Origin of the sequence: Gordonibacter faecis (assembly GCF_030077735.1) — a bacterium.
Classification (GTDB): domain Bacteria; phylum Actinomycetota; class Coriobacteriia; order Coriobacteriales; family Eggerthellaceae; genus Gordonibacter; species Gordonibacter faecis.
Genome location: NZ_JASJEU010000022.1, coordinates 240,241 through 258,346 on the forward strand (window position 1 = coordinate 240,241; position 18,106 = coordinate 258,346).

Here is an 18,106-nt window from a genome sequence, read left to right on the forward strand (position 1 = left end):
CAAAAGCCTCCTATACGCAAAAACTTAGCGAATGAGTGGAGTGGAATGCCGATTGGTTTCTTCGAGGGTCTTTGAGGGTACTATACTATGTATACAAATGTGAAAGGATAGTTCATGCAGCAGATGGCAGAGCAGGCGAAACGAGAGCGCGGATTGGCAGCTATCAAGCGCGGACATCATCTTTGCGACGAGACGCTTGCTGAGCTCGGTATAAGTAACCCCGATCCAGAAATTCTTGCCATGCCTTATGACCAGCTTAAAGAACGCGCCTTTGCCGAGAAATACGGAATAGAATTTGAAGCATAGCTGGCAAACCAAAGACTAATCTCCGTAACGACGTTATCAGCGACGGCGCGAAGCGCCTAGTCTCTTTAGGGAAGCGTCGTTCGCGCGAAGCGCGAAAACGCAGGTCACGGTTTGGTTCTCCGCCTTCGGCGGAGAGGGCGCTTCGTGAAGCGCCCCTACGAATGTTACCTTTTTAGTTAGGTTTATCGTACATGAACATACCCTCGTCATAGTGGTAGGGAGGTGGCCATATCGTGGCGTAATCGGTAGCGCGATAGCGCGTCACACTTTTGAGCGCCGCGAGGGCGACAAGTACGTTAACCAGAGGAGAACATGCCCTCGTCATGATGATGAGGATGCGCATAGCCTCTTGGCGTATTAGTTAGCACGTAAGCGCGTCACACTTTTGCGGCAAGGGAGGGCGGCGTCTTAGCGTTTGCGGGGGCGGGGTTTGCCTTTGCGCTGGGGCTTGCCGGCGTTGGAGGCTTTTTCGCCGCGCATGCGACGGGCCTCTTCGCGGCGTTCGGCCACTTCGGCGGTTTCTTGGCGAAGTGCCTGGTAGGAGGCGAATCGCTCGGGGCTCAGCTCGCCGGATTCCACGGCGGCGCGTACGGCGCAACCCGGCTCGTCGGCGTGGCGACAGTCGCGGAAGCGGCAGTGTTCGGCCAGCTCTTCCACGTCGGCGAACGCAGCGCCAATACCCGCGTCGGCATCCCACAGCCCGAGGCCACGTACGCCCGGCATATCCACAATGGAGCCGCCGCCCGGCACGGGCACCATCTCGCGGCTCACCGTGGTATGGCGGCCCTTGCCGTCCTCGCGTACCGGTGTGGTGTCCTGCAGCTCGGCTCCCACCAGCATGTTCACCATGCTAGACTTCCCCACGCCGCTCTTCCCAATGAGCACGGCCGTGGTTCCCGGCGGCACTAACGCGCGCACGGCTTCAATGCTGCTGGGGTCGTTTTCGGTCACGACAATAGTTTGCACGTCGGGGCCCACCAACGCGCGCACGCGGTCGCGCACGGCAACCACGTGTTCTTCATCTTCAGCCAGGTCGGCCTTGGTCAGCACCACCGTTACCGCCGCGCCGGTTTCGTACGCCAAAACCAGTTCGCGCTCAAGACGACGCACGTTCACATCTGCCAGAGGTTGCGCCACAAACACGCGGTCGAAGTTGGCGGCCAGCACCTGCGGCACCGCGCGCTCCGTGGGATCCTTGCGCACAAACGCGCGCGAGCGGGGACAAATGCTCTCAATGATGCCTTTATCGTGACCCTCGGGCGCGTTCACCTCCACGAAGTCGCCGATGACGGCGCGCACGTGCTCGCCTTTCACCAGCGCCGTTGCGTGCTCGCAGCGCACGAGGCGCCCGTCTTCGGTCCGCACAAGCGGATACCCGCGATCAAGCTTGACAACCTGGCCTTTCAGCAAACGACCCCTCCTTGCATTAGCGCTGCCGTTCCCGCAAGAAATAGAACACACCCATCAAAGCCAGCCCCACGGCCACCAACACCGCGCCCGGCACCAACTCGTTGGCGTCGAACACGTCCTCGTGGTGACGACCCTTTTCCACCACGCTCACAATATCGGCGTGCAAGTCGGTGAGGCCCTCGTGCTCGGGACACACCAGGTGGAACGTGCCGCGCACCTGCAGTTTTGCGCCCGTGGTGCCATACTTGCCGTACGTGTCAATTTTGGCCGCCTGCTCGGCCGTCATGAACACCGACACCGTGGAAGTTGAATCCTTCTCCACGGCAGCCAGCGTGATCCAGCGGAAGCGCCCGCTCACGCCCGAGCGGATGTTGTCGCCCACCACTTCACCCACCACCTGCACGGTTTGGTTGTCGTAGTATGCGTCGGCCTCACCCAGCGCATCGATGGACGTGTCATAAATGAACGAACTGTCGGGGCGCTGCTGGGGGTTCACGCGGTTTTCGCCCTCATCATCGGCGAAGGCCGTAAGCGGCACCAGCGCACACGTCGCCGCCAGCGCGCACGCCAGCACCAGGCGAGCCACACGCACCGGCCAGCCACCGCGTGCCGCGCAGCCACCACCGCGAACAGAAAGAGGCACGCCCCTCATCGCGCGCCCTCCTTCCCAAACGGCAGTATCCGCCGACGCGGCTTAAACGACACGATAACTTCCACAATCAGCGCCAACAGCGTCACGAATTCCAGACGGCCCGCCCACATCTGCACGATGTAGAACACCTCAAGCGACGCGGGCATGCCCGGCGAAGCCAGCCCCGACGACACGCCGCCGTTCGACGCCATGGCCACCGATTCGAAAATAGCCTGCGTGGCCTCGTAGCCGTGCGCGATGCCCACCAGAGAGCCAATGACGTAGGTGACCGCATACAGCGTGAACACCGTCATGGCCTCCTTCACCACTTCGGGCGATATCATGCGGCGGCCCACGTGGTTGTACGACACCACCACACGCGCGGAGTCGGGCGCCAGCGCCTCTTTAATAGTAGCGATAATGGACTTCATAATAATGCCCACGCGACTGAACTTCACGCCGCCCGACGTGGACCCGCCGCTGCCGCCCACGGCCATGAGAATGGCCACCACCAGAAACGCGCCCGAGGACAACGCGCCAGTCAGCTGGTTCGTCGTGATGTTCTGGAAACCGGTGGTGGAGAACGCGGATATCACCATAAACACACCGCGGCGAAGCATCGCGGGCAGGTCAGAAAAGTTCAGGCTAGCGGACAGCGACGCTGCAAACACGCAGGTCATCACCGCAAGCCACAACACCATCGTGCGAATTTCCAAGTCGCGGAAGAACACCGCGATGTGCCCCTTCCAAATTTCGGAATGCAGCACGAAGTTGATGGAACCGCACAGCATAAGCAGCATGAGCACCAGCTCAAGCGGGAACGAATGATAATACATGACGCTTTGGCTCATAGGAGCGAAGCCGCCCGTGGCGAAACCCGAGATGGATAGCCACAGCGATTGCAGCACCGCACGCAGCGGCTCCATGCCTATGAACAGGCAAATCGCGCTACAAATGCCCGTAGCCACAATGATGAACGCCATACCAATCTTCGCGATGAACTGCGTGGTTTGCACCACGTTCGGCACCACGTGCTCGCTGCGCCCCTCCGACGAGTACAAGCTGGCACCGGCACGCTTGCCGAACAGCCCAAACGACAGCGCCACCACAATAAGGCCGAAGCCGCCCAGCAGGTGCATCATGAAACGCCACATGTTGTCGGCGTACGACAGGTGGTCGAGGTCCTGAATGATGCTGGCGCCCGTGGTGGTGATGCCCGACACGCCATCGAAGAGCGCGTCCAAGTAGCTGGCGAAGTGGCCCGACAAATACAGCGGGATGCTGGCCACAAACGCCAGCACGATCCACGCAAAGCCCGTGACGGCAAGCGCCTGTTGGCGGTTGAGCCTGCCCGGCTCGATGCGCAAAAAGCGCAGCGCCGAGCCCACAATGAGCGCAATGCCTATGGTCACCAGGTAGTTTTTAGCGGGCTGCCATTCCCCGCACACCACGGCCGTAATCAGCGGCACCAGCAGAGCCAGTGTGGAGAACAGCACGAGAACGCCCAGATAATGGCCGATAACGCGCAAATCATAGAGGGAGAATCGCTGCCACATGGCTATCGCCGCACCGCCTCGCGCGTCGTGGGCCGAAGAAGGTTCGTCATCCCAGCACGACCCTCACCACGATGGTCAGCACCCACAACAGTATAAGGAAGCACCCAAGGGACAACAGCATAATGCCGTAGCCGACCAGCGGGGTCGAGAGCGATGGGCGTATGTCCTTCTTCCGTGTGCGCATGCCGGTATTCTAGTACAAAACCCCTTGACGCGATACGTTCGGCTTAGCAACACCGTTGAACCAGCGCAGGGCGCGGGCGACGGGCAGGCGACGGATACGCGGGAGGCGCGTAGCCAGGGGCGCGGGAGTGGGCGTAAGCGGGGGCGCGGGCACTGGCCCGCACGCGTTCGACCACCCGCGCGCAGGCCATGGCCGATCCCCCTTGGCCGCTGGCATTTTCCGCACGTTCAGCCAGCGTAAAATTCACCGGTCGCGCGCTTATTATGTGCTACACACGGTATAATTCCTTGCCAACTTTTTCGTGCGCGGCGTTTCGGCCGCTCGCACGAGGGAGCTCGCATGGCCGCGGCATTGCCTGGACGCGGCACATGCAGGGGAATTACCAGGCGCGAAAGGTTTGAATCATGGCGAACGAAGATATCGATTACTCGCTATCACGCGTTCCTGATGAAGCGAAACAGCCGTTTTGGCGGATTCTTTTCATCAGGATCGGCGCGATCTGCTGCGTCTCACAGCTGATGCTGGGCGCGGCGCTGGGCTACGGCCTGACGTTCTGGGACGCATTCCTGGCAACCATGCTGGGTTCGGTGCTGCTGCAGGTGGTCAGCTGGGCGCTGGGTACGGCGGCCGCACGCGAGGGCCTGTCCACCAGCCTGCTCTCCCGCTGGGCCGGCTTCGGCAAGGTGGGTTCGGCGCTGTTCGGCGGCGTGGTGGCCATCTCTATGGTGGGTTGGTTCGGCGTACAGAACGCGGTGTTTGGCCAGGGTATGGCCGAAATCGTACCATTCACAGACTTCCTGGGCACGCAGGAAATTCTACCTGGCGTCATGGCCGGCATTACGCCCGAGTATATTGTGTGGGCCATCATCACGGGTCTGGCCATCACGCTTCTGGTAGTGTTCGGCATTAAGGCCATCGCGAACTTCGCCACCATTTTTGTGCCGCTATTTGTGATTGTGGTTATTGTGGCTGCGGCCATCATTTTGCAGAACCACTCGCTCACCGAGCTTCTGACCACGGCACCTCCGGGACCGGCGCTCACGCTGGGCGCGGCCACCACCATGGTGGCGGGCGGCTTTATTGCAGGCGCCATCTGTACGCCCGACTACGCGCGCTTCTTAAAGAACGGCACGCAGGTGTTCTGGATGACGCTCATCGGCACGTTCGTGGGCGAGCTGGGCATGAACCTGCTTGCTGTGCTGCTGGCGCACGCCATGGGCACCGAGAACGTAGTTGACATCATGATGGGCACCTCGGGCGTCATTGGCGTCATCATTGTGGTGGCCTCCACGGTGAAGCTGAACGACATCAACCTGTACTCGTCGTCGCTCGGCCTGGCCACGATGATTAACGCCCTGTTCAACAAGAAGCTCAGCCGCAACGCACTGGTGTGGGCACTCGGCATTGTGGGCACCGCACTGTCCGTGATTGGCATCATCAACTACTTCACCGGATTCCTCACGCTGCTGGGCGTAGCCATTCCGCCCGTCGCGGGCATCATGGTGGTGGATTACTTCCTGCTGAAGCGCAGCCGCGGCACCCTTGACACCTCGCGCGCAAAGGGCGAGCTGCCCGAGAAAGTGGAGAAGTGGAACCCCATCGCCATCGTCTGCTGGATCGCCGGCTTCGTGGTGGGCGAAGTCACCAGCATGCTAAACATCGGCATCCCCGGCCTGAACTCCCTGGTGCTGGCTGGCGTACTGTACTGGGTAGTCATGAAGATCTACGCCTCCATGAAAAAGGTAGACACCGTAACCTTCACCGAAACCGACCAGGTGCTGTAGAACGTTTTGCAGAAACGTACTTAATTTGATAAGGCCCCCGCACTGCGGGGGCCTTTTTTTGTATCAAAAAGTACAAAACTTGAAAAGAAAAGTACTACTTTTGAAAATCAAAGTACAAAGTTTTTGTACTTCTGCCCTCAAAATCTACCACCGCCTTGATTTTTTCGTTTTCCTGAAATAAAGTTATAAACAGATTTTATGTTCATAACTGTAAAGAAGGCCCTCATGCGCTTAATTAAATTCAGATTAAACGGCATTGACCTGTTCGAAAACGAAATACTTGCTTTCGACTTTTTCGCCACAGATCGCGTACCTGATTCATCATTGGTTTATGAACTTCTCAAACCAATTTACACCCAGAAAGTCGTTGGCTTGGCAGGCATAAATGCCACCGGCAAATCAACCGCCCTTTCCTTTATTGAGGCAGTTCTTAAATTATTGTCAGGTGAACCCCTTCAGTCGTATAGTCAGGCATTTTATTCCACTGCCTTCCGTAAGAGTTTTCAGCTCGAAGCTCTTTTTTATCAGGATGGTCAGTACTACCTTTTAGATTCCGATATCCACTATGTTGCAGAGACGGAAGAAGATTCCTCCCTTGTTCCCCTCAAATTGGCATTCGCGGACGAAACACTCTGGGTGGCAAAAAGGGATGTGCATTTAAAAAAACAACTTGATTATAAGGAGTTTCGCCGTATTGCTACGCAAATGATACAGCGGAGTACTCTATCGGAAGAAGCTGCGCGCTTTTTACCTGATGATGTGAGTGTTGTTTCTTCGATCCAGAAAAAGGCTAAACCTGTCGTATCCGCTTTATACCATGATGCACCCTTGCAGACTCCTGTCGTAAATCGCATGGGTGGTGCTGTTGCAAACGTATTTGACCCGAGCATCGAATACCTTAAACCGTCTGATAGCGGCGGCAGTCTTTTCCGTCTTAAGTTCAAACGAAGCGCCGAAGAAGAGGAACATTTTGTAAGTGTCATATCTTCAATGCTTTCATCAGGCACGATACGCGGAATCGAACTTGTTGACCAAGCTGTTTTAGTTCTTAAAACGGGTGGGTATCTTCTTGTGGATGAAATCGAAAACCATCTCAATAAGCAGCTGGTTGGTATGATCATGTCGCTTTTCGACTCAGAAGAGACTAACCCGTACGGTGCCCTTCTTATTTTCACAACTCACTATCCTGAAGCGCTTGATTATATGCAACGTAAGGACAACCTTTATTTTCTCGTGCGAAATGACGAGCACCGAACGCAGATTATTAAGTATTCCGATCGGGTCAAACGCATCGAGAACAAAAAGAGTGAGGTCTTCCTATCTAATTACATTAAAGGTACCGCTCCTAAATATAGCGAAGTTGCGGCATTGAAGCGTTCTGTTATCGACCGCTTGAAGGATGAGGTTCATGGACATCAGTGAGTTTCGTTTTGCCCTTTCTTCCTCATATGTTCTGTTTGTTTGTGAAGGAGGTGCCGAGCGCATTGTCATTCGGAAGCTCATTGAGAGCGAGCAGCTTCTCTGTAGGCCCGAAAACATTGTAGAGGTAACTTCCCTGAGAAGCGCCTCGGCTATTGAGCAGAAATTCCTTGGATATGATTACGATAAAGACCTGATTATTGCTCGTGTGCTCGATTCAAAAACGGAACGTTTTACTTTGGGAAATCTCTATCGGGATCGCTTTTCTGTATGTAATATACGTACAAGTCCAGAAATTGAAATGCTTGTCATCATTAACGAGCATCAACTAACTGAGTTCAATAAGGTAAAGAGCCGCATAAAGCCAAGTCAGTTTTGCATCAGGGAACTTGGCTTTACCAACGTCAAAAAACCTGATTTTCTTGAAACGTATTGGAGCAAAGAAACCTTACTCTGTGCGATACGAGAATATAAAAGGATCCATCGAACTCCACCCGGCGAGTTTTGCCTCGCTGATATGCTTCGTTAAGCAGGTCGCATTAGTCTCAAGGGGGCTGCAACAAAAGCCCCTCCCCGCTACTCAAAAGTGTGACGCGCTATCGCGCTGCCTAGTACGCCAATAAGCCTTCCCGCATACCTTACCTTGCGGCGCAGGCTGACTGGCTTGAAAACATTGACTGGTAAGTAGCATACCCTCCGTAGCGGCGTAAGCAGCGACGGCGCAAAGCGCCTAGTCCCTTATAGGATGCGCTGTTCACGCGAAGCGCAAAAACGCAGGTCATAGTTGAGTTCTCCGCCTGCGGCGGAGAGGGCGCTTCATGAAGCGCCCCTACGAAGGTTATCTTTTTAGTTAGGTTTATCGTACATGAACGAGCCCTCGTCATAGTGCTAGGGAAGGCAACCATCTCTTGGCGTATTCGTTAGCGCGAAGCGCGTCACACTTTTGTTCAAGCTCCCTTGTCGTCGCAAACGCAGTAATTATTTACGGCAGCAGTACGTAGTCGTAGAGGTCGGGGCGGCGGTCTCGGAGGTAGGGGCTTTTTTGGCGCCAGTCTTTGATGTCGCTGACGTCAATCTCCACGTGCAGCACGCCTTCGGCTTCTTCCTCAAGTTCGGCTACTACCTGGCCGCGCGGGTTGCACACCTTGGTGTGACCGGGCATGACCAGGTCGTCCTCCACGCCGTAGCGGTTCACGGCGGCCAGAAACACGGTGTTTTCAAGCGCGCGGGCGGGCACGTTGATGTCCCACACGTCCATGTCCTCGGCACACCACGCCGACGGGCACACCAGAATGTCGGCCCCCTGCAGCGCCAGCATGCGCGCGACCTCGGGAAATCCCAGGTCGTAGCAAATGAGCACACCCACGCGTCCAAAGTCGGTGTCGAACACGGGCAAGCCAGCGCCGGAGCGGAAGTAGAAACGCTCGAGCGCCCATAGGTGCTGCTTGTCGTAGGTGCCCATGACCTCGCCCGCGCGGTCGATCACGACGGCGCTGTTGAAGACGACACCCTCCAGCTCGTAGGTGAGCGGCACGCCCGCCACCACGTAGCAACCGGCCGCGCGCGCAGCCTCCTGCAGCGCACGCACGGTGGGGCCATCTACCGGTTCGGCCAGTTCAGGAATGTGCGGACCCACGATATTCAGCTCGTAGCCCGTGGAGAACAACTCGGGCAGCACCACCAAATCGGCGCCCTCGGCCGCCGCTTCCGCAATCATGCGGCACGCCTTCTCGGTGTTGGCCGCGGGGTCGCACAGCACGCTTTCGAACTGTACAAGCGCCAGGTGTGCCGTTTGCTTCGTATTCACTGTCATGCCCCTTCTACAGGTTGAGATCTCCCACAGCCTTCACGCGAATGCACAGCGCATCGCCCAGGTACGCCATGGGAATGTCCTCGACGTCCACCACTTCCACCGTGTCGGGGTTGGCGCCGGCCTCGATGGCCTCGTCGCACGCGCGCTGCTTCGACTCAGCGAGCGCCTGGTCGCGCGGCGTTTCCGCCAGCGAGAACACCTTGGCAATCTGGCCGGACACCTGCGCAATGGCCGAACCCACAGCGTTCGCCACACCGAAGTTCTCCGGGCGCAGCACGTTGTTCGAGCCCTCCAGGTGGTCGGGCGCCAGGATGGAGCCGCCGCCCACCAGGATAACCGTCACGTCGCCAGCCGACGTCTTCATAGCGTCCACCGCGTCCTCGATGATGCGCGTGATCTCGGCATATGCCGCGTCCACAAGCGCTGGATCGAGGTCGGCCACCAGCGCCGGGTCGCCCACGCCCTCGGCCAGGCCCTTCGCCACCACAATGTCGGTAGCCGTCAGGGTGTCGCCGCCGAAGCAGAGCGCCTTCTTCGTCACGAGATACCCCACGCTGTCGGGGCCCACACTCACACGGCCGTCCTCAAGCTGGCGCACCAGCGAGCCGCCGCCCAAACCCACGGACACCAGGTCAGGCATGCGGAAGTTCGTGCGCACGTCGCCAATTTCCACGGCCACCATGCTCTCGCGCGGGAACCCGTGCGCCAGTACGCCCACGTCGGTGGTGGTGCCGCCAATATCCACCACCACGGCGTCCTTCTCCTTCGTAAGGAACGACGCGCCGCGGATGGAGTTGGTGGGCCCGCAGGCAATGGTGAAGATGGGGTTGCGCTTCGCGTAGTCCACGGACATGAGCGTACCGTCGTTTTGCCCCAGGTAAACAGCCATATCGGTGAGGCCTTCGGACGCGAGCGCCGCCTCGAAGCTATCGGCCGTCGTGCGCGCCACATCATAGAGCGCCGCGTTCAGGATGGACGCATTTTCGCGCTCAAGGAAGCCCAGAGAGCCAATTTCACTCGACAGCGTCACGGGGAAGTCTACCCCTAGTTCCTCATGCAGGATGGCCGCCGCACGCTTCTCGTGCGCGTCGGACACCGGCGAGAACACGCTGGTCACCGCCACGGATTCGAAGCCCTCTTCGCGCACCACGCGGGCCACGTCGCGAATTTCTTCCTCGGACAGCGGGCTGATCTCGCGGCCGTCGAACTCGTTGCCGCCGTGCACCAGAAAGTCACGCACGCGCATGGCACTCTTCAACTCGTCGGGCCAGTCGGCCATGCAGCTGATGGCCGTGGTCGCCGGCGCTCCCACGCGCAGCGCCGCCACCTTGTTGAGGCGCTTGCGCTCAACGATAGCGTTCGTGCAGTGCGTAGTGCCCAGCATGGCGAACCCGATGTTCTTCGCCGCCTCGGGGCCAATCTGCGCGATGACCTCGTGCATGGCGGCCTCGATGCCGCTCATCACGTCCTCAGTAGTGGGGCTTTTCGTGGCGGCCACCAGGTTGAGGTCGCCGTCAATCACCACGGCATCGGTGTTCGTGCCACCCACGTCAATGCCCAGACGCCAGATGCGCTTCTGCTCCTGACCAGCCATTACGCCTGCACCTCCCCATCTGCCGCGGCGCGCGCCACCACGCGCTCTTCCACCGGAATGTAGTCCACGTCGTAGCCGAACGCGCGCGGCCCCACCACGGCCAGGCCCTGCGGCTCGCGCCACTGCGGCGCGCACGGCATGCCCACCACCACAACGCGAGCGCCGTACTTCAGGCCCTCGGTGGTCACGGGCGCGCCCGATTCCATGTCAAGCGACATAATAAGGTCGGGAGCCGTGGTCACCGGCTCGCCGTCGCGCAGCGCAATGAGGTTCTCGTTCTGGAATTCGATGATCAGCTCGCTGCCCTTATCCTCGTCGAGGCCGGCCACCACGGCGCGGCCGCGCACGAACATGCCGTCGGTCTTGCGCTCGACATCCAGCACCTTGCCCCGGAACAGGCGGAACCCGTTCGTCACGTCCAGCACGGCATCAATGGGGTCGGTGTGCTGCTCGCGCGCCTCACGCAGCGTGCGGCCAATTTCCTCGCAGAGCGTCGGCGTGCCAGGAATGCAGAAGTCCTTGAGCTGACGCCCCGTGCACGGGTACGACGCCAGAATGGTGTAGCCGCCCATCACCGACGTGGCCTGGCGCGCGATGCGCTCAAGCCAGCGGTCGTCGATGCCGCGCACCGTGACCGTGTTCCCCTTCTCGTCGGCGAGCACCGCGGGCTGGCCCTTCACGCCGTTGATGCCGAGCGTGGTCATTTGCAGCTCGGGGAACGCGCGGCCCATCAGGTCACAGTCCACCACGGGAATGCGGCGCGTGGCCGCCAGGATGAACGGGATGGTGGAGTTCACGCCGCCCGCTTCCACCGCGTAGATGGCATAGGGTTCCTGGCCAAGTTCCTTCACCAGTTCGTCATACGTGGCCATGGGTTCTAAGCCGCTGCAAATTTTCTCTACCATAATAGTGGGCGCGCCCATCATCTGCGAGACGCACACCATGGCGTCATCAGGCACCTCATCAGGCGTGATGAGTTCCACGTCGCCGTATTTCCTGATAGCCTCAATAGCCATGAGCTTGCCGACGTACGGGTCGCCGCCCCCGCCGGCGCCGAGAACGGTCGCGCCAAGCGCCATGTCCTCAATCTCTTTGATGCCGATCATCCTTCTCATTGTGACAGCACGCCTTTCCTCGAAGATTCTGCGAATTGCGTCGAACCGTATTATCATAGAAGCGAACAGAGAATGCGACAGCAATACCGCGAAAACTCGGCGTCTTTCGCGCGCGTGAGGAGACTTTCTATGATTCTCAAACAGCTCATTGAACTGTATGACCTGCTAGATTCGCCCGCTGCGAGCGGCGCGGGCGTGGTGAAGTACCTGCGAAGCATTGATCCTGCGTGCGATGCGGAAACCTATGTACTGGAAGGGCCGAAGGGTTCCACGGACATGGTGCGCGTGCGTATTCCCGGGTCGCGCGGGAGCGCTGCCGGCGGCGACGCGCCCACCATCGGGCTGCTGGGACGCTTGGGAGGTTTGGGCGCGCGGCCGGAGCGCATTGGCTTTGTGTCGGATGGCGACGGCGCGTTGTGTGCGCTGGCGTGCGCAGCGAAGCTGGTGTCGATGCGTGCACGCGGCGACGTATTGCCTGGTGATGTGGTGGTTTCGACGCACGTGTGCCCGCATGCGCCCACGTTTCCGCACGAACCCGTGGCGTTCATGGGCTCGCCGGTGGCAACAGCCGACGTCAACCGCGAGGAAGTGGGCGGCGACGCGGCGCACGGTCCCTGGGCGCTCGACGCCGTGCTGGTGGTGGACACCACGAAGGGCAACCGCATCATGAACGAGCGCGGCTTCATGATTTCGCCCACCGTGAAGGAAGGCTGCATCCTGCGCGTGAGCGAGGACTTAGTGTCGCTCATGGAAATTACGACGGGCCGCCGCGCGCGCACCTATCCGCTGTCGATGGCCGACATCACGCCGTACGGCAACGGCCTCTACCACCTGAACTCCATCCTGCAGCCCTGCACCGCCACCGATGCTCCGGTGGTGGGCGTGGCTATCACCACCGAAACCGCCGTCCCCGGATGCGCCACCGGCGCCACGCACCTGAGTGACGTGGAGGAAGCCGGCGCGTTCATGATTGAAGTAGCAAAAGCCTTCGGCGAAAGGAAATGCGCCTTCTACGACGCCGACGAATTCGAACGCTTCACCACCCGTTACGGCTCCATGAAGCACCTCCAAACTATGGGAACCTTGCCCGCGGAGGATCCTGAGGCCTAGCGTTTTGTGCTCCGGGTGACAAAAGGAATAACGAAAGGCCCCCTCATGAACCTTCACGATCGTGCTCGCTCCATCATCGCCACCAACCTCGCGCTGCAACCTGGCGAAACCCTCCTTGTCGTTACCGACAGTCCCACGCGCGAGGTGGGCGAACTCTTCTACGAGGCCGCGTGCGCTGCCGAGCACAACGCGCTCATACTGCAGATGCCCGAGGGACGCGTTGCGGGCGAGGAACCACCGGCGGCTGTGGCAGCCGCAATGAAGGCGGCTGATGTGGCGCTTTGTCCCACGGCGAAGTCGATCACCCACACGAACGCGCGCATCGCCGCTGCTGCTGCGGGCACGCGCGTGGTAACGATGCCCGGCGTGACCATGGACATGCTGCGCGAAGGTGCCGCCTGCGCCGACTATGCCCAGGTGGAACGCCTCACGCATAAGTTAACGGAACGCCTCACGCGCGCCCAAACCGCGCGCATCGAGAAAGACGGTCACGTGCTGGAACTCTCCCTCGCCGGACGCGACGGCGTGGCAAGCCCTGGCGTGTACCGCGAGCCAGGCGCCAGCGGAAACTTCCCCTCAGGCGAAGCGTATATTGCGCCCCTTGAGGACGCCGCGAATGGCAGCGTCGTCATCGACGGCTCCATGGTGGGCATCGGCACGCTGGCATCTCCGCTGGTGGCAACCATCGAGCACGGCCGCCTCGTGCGCGTGGAAGGCGGCGACGAGAACGGCCCCTACGCCGATCGCCTCGCGATGCTGTTCGAGCGCCCGGAAAACGGCACCATCGCCGAGCTGGGCATCGGCACCAACGAGGCCGCTAAGTTGTGCGGCATCATCCTTGAGGACGAAAAACTCTACGGCACCGTGCACGTGGCCTTCGGCACAAACACCTCATTCGGCGGCACCACCAAAGCCGCCTGCCACCTCGACGGCATCATCCTCCACCCCACCCTCTACTTAGACAACGAACTCGTCATCAAGGAAGGCACGTTCGTCTAAAGCGACAGCAGCGCCCAAGCGCGTCACACTTCGCAGGTAAAGAATGGGAGCCCCGTCGCCAGGGCTCCCACGTCACACACTAGTTCCACTCCACCTTACGCTATCGGCTCCGCATCCAACGTCAGGCTGTCGAAGTCCAGCGGCTCTTCCACTTTGCAGGTGTAGTTGCCGTCGGCGTCGAGGTCGATTAATACGTGGCTGCGGTCGCGCAGTTGGCCTTCTACGACCTTCTGGGCAATCCGGTCCACAATCTCCTTCTGGATCAGGCGCTTCAGTGGACGCGCGCCGAAGATGGGGTCGTAGCCGTCAATGGACAGGTGCTCCATCGCGGCCGGCGTCACATCCAGCGTAATGCGGCGGTCGGCCAGGCGGTCGCGGACCTCTTCCAACTGCAAGTCCACAATGGGCTCGATGTTCGTCATGTTCAGCGCGTTGAATACCACCACGTCGTCAATACGGTTGATGAACTCGGGTCTAAACGTCGCACGCAGCGCACCGTCGATAGCCTGCTTCATGGCCTTCTCGTCGCCGTGCTCGGCGAACTCGCGGATGAACTGCGAGCCCACGTTCGACGTCATAATTATGATGGCGTTCTTGAACGACACCACGCGGCCCTGGCCATCGGTCAAACGACCGTCGTCCAGCACTTGCAGCAGGATGTTGAACACATCCGGGTGCGCCTTCTCAATCTCGTCCAACAGAATCACCGAGTACGGCTTGCGGCGCACGGCCTCGGTCAGCTGGCCACCCTCGTCGTAACCCACATACCCCGGAGGCGCGCCAATCAGGCGCTGCACCGAAAACTTCTCCATGTACTCGGACATGTCGATGCGCACCATGGCCTTCTCACTGTCGAACAGGTACTCGGCCAGCGCCTTCGCCAGCTCGGTCTTGCCTACACCCGTGGGGCCCAGGAACAAGAACGACCCGATGGGGCGGTCGGGGTCGGACAGCCCCGCGCGGTTGCGGCGTATAGCGCCAGCCACGGCCGACACGGCCTCGTCTTGGCCCACCACGCGCTCATGCAGCTTGTCCTCCAAGTCCACCAGCTTCGCCATTTCGCCCTGCATCATCTTCTGCACGGGGATGCCGGTCCACGTGGACACGACCTCGGCAATCTCATCGGCCGACACTTCCTCTTTCAGGATGGCGCCGTCCTGCTGCTTCACGTTGAGCGTTTCCTCAGCCTCATGCAGGCGGCGCTGCAGTTCAGGAATGCGCGCGTAGCGAATTTCGGAGGCCTTTGACAGGTCGCCCTCGCGCGTGGCGCGTTCCTCTTCCAGCTGGGCACCCTCAAGTTCGCTCTTGAGGTTCTGCACGTTCTCGATGACATCCTTCTCGTTTTGCCACTCGGCCTTGCGGCGGTCGAGGTCTTCCTGAGCAGCGGCAATATCGCGACGCAGCATCTCCAAGCGCTCCTGGGACGCCTCGTCGCTCTCCTTCATGAGCGCCTGTTCCTCAATCTGCATTTGCGTGAGTTTGCGCTCGGCCGCGTCCACTTCCTCGGGCATGGAGTCAATCTCAATGCGCAGGCGGCTGGCGGCCTCGTCCATGAGGTCGATGGCCTTATCGGGAAGGAAACGGTCGGAAATGTAGCGGTTCGAAAGCTCGGCCGCGGCCACGATGGCGGCATCGGTGATGCGCACGCCGTGGTGAATCTCGTACTTTTCCTTGAGGCCACGCAGAATGGCGATGGTGTCCTCCACCGACGGCTCCGTGACCAGCACCGGCTGGAAGCGGCGCTCCAGCGCAGCGTCTTTCTCTATGTACTTGCGGTACTCATCCAGCGTGGTGGCACCAATGGCATGCAGCTCGCCGCGCGCCAACGCCGGCTTCAGCATGTTGCCCGCATCCATGGAACTGTCGCCCGTGGAACCCGCGCCTACGATGGTATGCAGCTCGTCGATGAACAGGATGATCTGTCCCTCGCTCTGCTTCACCTCGCGCAGCACGGCTTTCAAGCGGTCCTCGAATTCGCCGCGGTACTTTGCGCCGGCCACCATGGAGGCCAGGTCAAGCGCCACAATGTCGCGATCCTTCAGCGACGAAGGCACGTCGCCGGCTACAATGCGCTGGGCCAGCCCCTCCACGATAGCGGTCTTGCCGGTGCCCGGCTCACCAATGAGCACGGGGTTGTTCTTCGTGCGGCGACTCAGCACCTGGATGGTGCGGCGAATTTCCTCGGCGCGGCCGATGACCGGGTCCAGCTTGCCCTCGCGGGCCTGCTGCGTGAGGTTCTGGCCGTACTGCTCCAGCGCCTCAAACTGCACCTTGTTCTGCGGATCGGTCACGCGCGTATCGCCGCGCAACTCGTCGTAGGCAGCTTCAATAGTCTTGCGCGTAACGCCAGCCACGGTAAGAATCTTGCCCGCCGCGCCCTTGTCCTCGGACAGCGCAATAAGCAAATGCTCGCTTGTGGCGTAGCTGTCGCCCAGCTTTTCGGCAATCTTTACGGCGTTGTCGATGAGGTTCATCAGCGCAGGTCCGGGCGCGCCGGCCATCATCATGCCGCTGCTGCTCACCTTCGGCATGCGCTCAATTTCCGCGTCGGTGTTCGCAAGCAGCTGGAACGGCTCGGCACCGATGCGCTTGATAATGGCCGACAGGTTGTTTTCCTTCGATTCAAGCAGGGCCTTCAGCATGTGAATAGGCTCGGCTTGCGATGCCTCATTTTCGGAGGCAATCACGATAGTTTGTTGTAGCGCCTCTTGGGCGGTGAGGGCCAGTTTGTTCAAATTGCCCATGTTCATAAACGGTTCCTCCTTCGCTTTCGTCGAGGGGCGAAAGCACAGCGGCTACGGCAGGCGGCGCAGGGCCGTCGGCATGTCGGAGATGCGCACGAGCGCGTTCACGCTCTCGCGGGTCTCCAGTTCGTGCACGCGATCGGCCAGGCGGCGCACCCGTTTGTGCAGGTCGTCTAGCTCGGAGTCGCGCTCGTCCAAGCGGCCCTGCAAATCGAGGATGCGAATGACGCCTGCCAGGTTAATGCCCTCGCTCGTTAGCTCGTTAATCAGTTCCAAGCGCTCGATGTCGGCCTGCGAGTACATGCGCGTATTACCACTCGTGCGCTGGGGGGTGACCAGGCCCTTTTGCTCGTACGTGCGCAGCGTCTGCGGGTGAACCCCCGCCAGCTGCGCCGCCACACTAATCATGTAGAGCGGGCGGTTGCGGTCGTTTCGGTCGTTGCGGTCGGCCATCACCAGCTCCTCACGTCATCGGTCGTTGCGGCCAGGAAGTCTTCCATCGCCTTCTTCTGGCCTTCGTTCATCTGCTTTGGTACCTGCACGTCAATCTTCACTTTCAGGTCGCCCGTGCCTTCGCCTTTCACGCGCGGCGCGCCCTTGCCCTTCACGTTGAGGACGGTTTCGTCCTGAGTTCCCGCGGGCACACGCACGCGCACCTTCGTGCCGTCGGGCGCGGGCACCACTACGCTTGCGCCCAGTGCCGCCTCGGCCACGGTAACCGGCACGTCCACTTCCACGTCGGCGCCCTTACGGGTGAAGTACGGGTGGTCTTCAATCTTGGTGGTGATCAGCAAATCACCCGCTTCGCCACCGTTTTCGCCGAGGCCGCCCTTGCCTTTGAAGCGCAGACGCCCGCCATCAACCGCGCCGGCCGGAATTTTCACCGTGAGCGTTTCCTTCTCGGACTTACCGGGAATACGCACGGTCACCAGCTTCTCGGCACCCTTGAAGGCCTCGTCGAACGTCACGTTCAGCGTCACGTTCATGTCCTGGCCCTTGCGGGGTCGGGGCTGGCGCGCCCCGCCACCGAAGCCGGAGAAATCGCCGAAGTCCCAGTCGGTGCCGAAGGCGCCTTCGCCGTGACGGATGCTTTCCAGAATGTCGGCCCAGCTACCGAAGCCGCCCGCACCGCCACCGCCGAAGATGTCGTCGACGTTCACGTTGCCGCCGCCCCAGCCGCGCGGGATATGATTCTCGTTCGCCGTGCCGTACTGGTCGTAGAGGTTGCGCTTCTTGTCGTCGGAGAGCACCTCGTATGCTTCGTTGATCTCCTTGAACTTCGCCTCGTCACCGCCCGTATCGGGGTGGTGCTTGCGGGCCAGCTTACGGTACGCCTTCTTTATCTCGTCGGCCGTGGCCGTGCGTGGAACGCCCAGCGTTTGGTAGTAGTCCGGAGTCGCCGCCATGCGCTCCACCTCCTTATCTTGTTGAATGAAACAGA

The 18,106-nt window shown here is 60.2% G+C and carries 16 protein-coding genes; 6 read left to right on the forward strand and 10 right to left on the reverse strand.

Features of this window, described 5'->3' with window-relative positions; genetic code table 11:
• Positions 1-114 precede the first annotated feature (114 nt).
• Positions 115-306 (forward strand): hypothetical protein, encoded by a 192-nt coding sequence (locus QNJ86_RS11745; protein WP_283832818.1) that lies wholly within the window; start codon positions 115-117, stop codon positions 304-306.
• A gap of 408 nt (positions 307-714) precedes the next feature.
• Here QNJ86_RS11745 and rsgA read toward each other — a convergent pair whose 3' ends face one another.
• From rsgA to QNJ86_RS11765, 4 genes are read right to left on the reverse strand one after another with little or no spacing between them, the layout of a single operon-like run.
• Positions 715-1,716, reverse strand: coding sequence for a ribosome small subunit-dependent GTPase A (gene rsgA, locus QNJ86_RS11750; RefSeq protein ID WP_283832819.1), 1,002 nt, complete (start codon positions 1,714-1,716; stop codon positions 715-717).
• A gap of 16 nt (positions 1,717-1,732) precedes the next feature.
• Complete coding sequence (locus tag QNJ86_RS11755; RefSeq protein WP_283832820.1) at positions 1,733-2,368, reverse strand: hydrolase; 636 nt, start codon at positions 2,366-2,368, stop codon at positions 1,733-1,735.
• Positions 2,365-3,903 (reverse strand): TrkH family potassium uptake protein, encoded by a 1,539-nt coding sequence (locus QNJ86_RS11760; protein WP_283832821.1) that lies wholly within the window; start codon positions 3,901-3,903, stop codon positions 2,365-2,367. The genes QNJ86_RS11755 and QNJ86_RS11760 overlap by 4 nt, the downstream gene beginning before the upstream one ends.
• A gap of 46 nt (positions 3,904-3,949) precedes the next feature.
• Complete coding sequence (locus QNJ86_RS11765; protein WP_283832822.1) at positions 3,950-4,087, reverse strand: hypothetical protein; 138 nt, start codon at positions 4,085-4,087, stop codon at positions 3,950-3,952.
• 404 nt (positions 4,088-4,491) lie between these two features.
• On the opposite strand from QNJ86_RS11765, the gene QNJ86_RS11770 reads away from it, so the two are divergent.
• The 3 genes from QNJ86_RS11770 (at position 4,492) to QNJ86_RS11780 (ending at position 7,819) form a co-directional block, all read left to right on the forward strand.
• Entirely contained in the window at positions 4,492-5,871 is a 1,380-nt protein-coding gene (locus QNJ86_RS11770; protein WP_283832823.1) for a purine-cytosine permease family protein, read from the forward strand.
• Positions 5,872-6,096: 225 nt separating this feature from the next.
• Complete coding sequence (locus QNJ86_RS11775) at positions 6,097-7,293, forward strand: AAA family ATPase (RefSeq protein ID WP_283832824.1); 1,197 nt, start codon at positions 6,097-6,099, stop codon at positions 7,291-7,293.
• Positions 7,280-7,819 (forward strand): hypothetical protein, encoded by a 540-nt coding sequence (locus QNJ86_RS11780; protein WP_283832825.1) that lies wholly within the window; start codon positions 7,280-7,282, stop codon positions 7,817-7,819. Before QNJ86_RS11775 ends, QNJ86_RS11780 begins: the two co-directional genes overlap by 14 nt.
• A 453-nt stretch (positions 7,820-8,272) precedes the next feature.
• Here the strand turns inward: QNJ86_RS11780 and QNJ86_RS11785 are convergent, their stop codons facing one another.
• Genes QNJ86_RS11785 through QNJ86_RS11795 form a run of 3 tightly spaced genes read right to left on the reverse strand, consistent with a single transcriptional unit; the run spans position 8,273 to position 11,812 of the window.
• Positions 8,273-9,097 carry a nitrilase-related carbon-nitrogen hydrolase gene (locus QNJ86_RS11785; protein ID WP_283832826.1) on the reverse strand — a complete coding sequence of 275 codons (825 nt, stop codon included), beginning with the start codon at positions 9,095-9,097 and terminating at the stop codon, positions 8,273-8,275.
• Between the two features lie 13 nt (positions 9,098-9,110).
• The gene (locus tag QNJ86_RS11790; RefSeq protein ID WP_283832827.1) at positions 9,111-10,697 is read right to left on the reverse strand and encodes a hydantoinase/oxoprolinase family protein; all 1,587 of its coding nucleotides are present in this window, start codon (positions 10,695-10,697) and stop codon (positions 9,111-9,113) included.
• Positions 10,697-11,812 (reverse strand): S-methyl thiohydantoin desulfurase family protein, encoded by a 1,116-nt coding sequence (locus QNJ86_RS11795; RefSeq protein WP_283832828.1) that lies wholly within the window; start codon positions 11,810-11,812, stop codon positions 10,697-10,699. Before QNJ86_RS11795 ends, QNJ86_RS11790 begins: the two co-directional genes overlap by 1 nt.
• Positions 11,813-11,941: 129 nt before the next feature.
• Here QNJ86_RS11795 and QNJ86_RS11800 point away from each other — a divergent pair, with 129 nt between their 5' ends.
• Together QNJ86_RS11800 and QNJ86_RS11805 are read left to right on the forward strand one after the other, a co-directional pair.
• Positions 11,942-12,922, forward strand: coding sequence for a DUF1177 domain-containing protein (locus QNJ86_RS11800; protein ID WP_283832829.1), 981 nt, complete (start codon positions 11,942-11,944; stop codon positions 12,920-12,922).
• A 45-nt stretch (positions 12,923-12,967) separates the two neighbouring features.
• Positions 12,968-13,921 (forward strand): aminopeptidase, encoded by a 954-nt coding sequence (locus QNJ86_RS11805; protein ID WP_283832830.1) that lies wholly within the window; start codon positions 12,968-12,970, stop codon positions 13,919-13,921.
• 95 nt (positions 13,922-14,016) lie between these two features.
• Here the strand turns inward: QNJ86_RS11805 and clpB are convergent, their stop codons facing one another.
• The 3 genes from clpB to QNJ86_RS11820 are packed head-to-tail and all read right to left on the reverse strand — an operon-like array spanning position 14,017 to position 18,071.
• On the reverse strand, positions 14,017-16,671 hold the full coding sequence (gene clpB / locus QNJ86_RS11810) for an ATP-dependent chaperone ClpB (protein ID WP_283832831.1): 2,655 nt from the start codon (positions 16,669-16,671) through the stop codon (positions 14,017-14,019).
• 45 nt (positions 16,672-16,716) lie between these two features.
• A complete protein-coding gene (locus QNJ86_RS11815; protein WP_283832832.1) occupies positions 16,717-17,118 on the reverse strand; it encodes a heat shock protein transcriptional repressor HspR in 402 nt (133 codons plus the stop codon).
• On the reverse strand, positions 17,118-18,071 hold the full coding sequence (locus QNJ86_RS11820) for a DnaJ C-terminal domain-containing protein (RefSeq protein WP_283832833.1): 954 nt from the start codon (positions 18,069-18,071) through the stop codon (positions 17,118-17,120). The genes QNJ86_RS11815 and QNJ86_RS11820 overlap by 1 nt, the downstream gene beginning before the upstream one ends.
• Positions 18,072-18,106 lie beyond the last annotated feature (35 nt).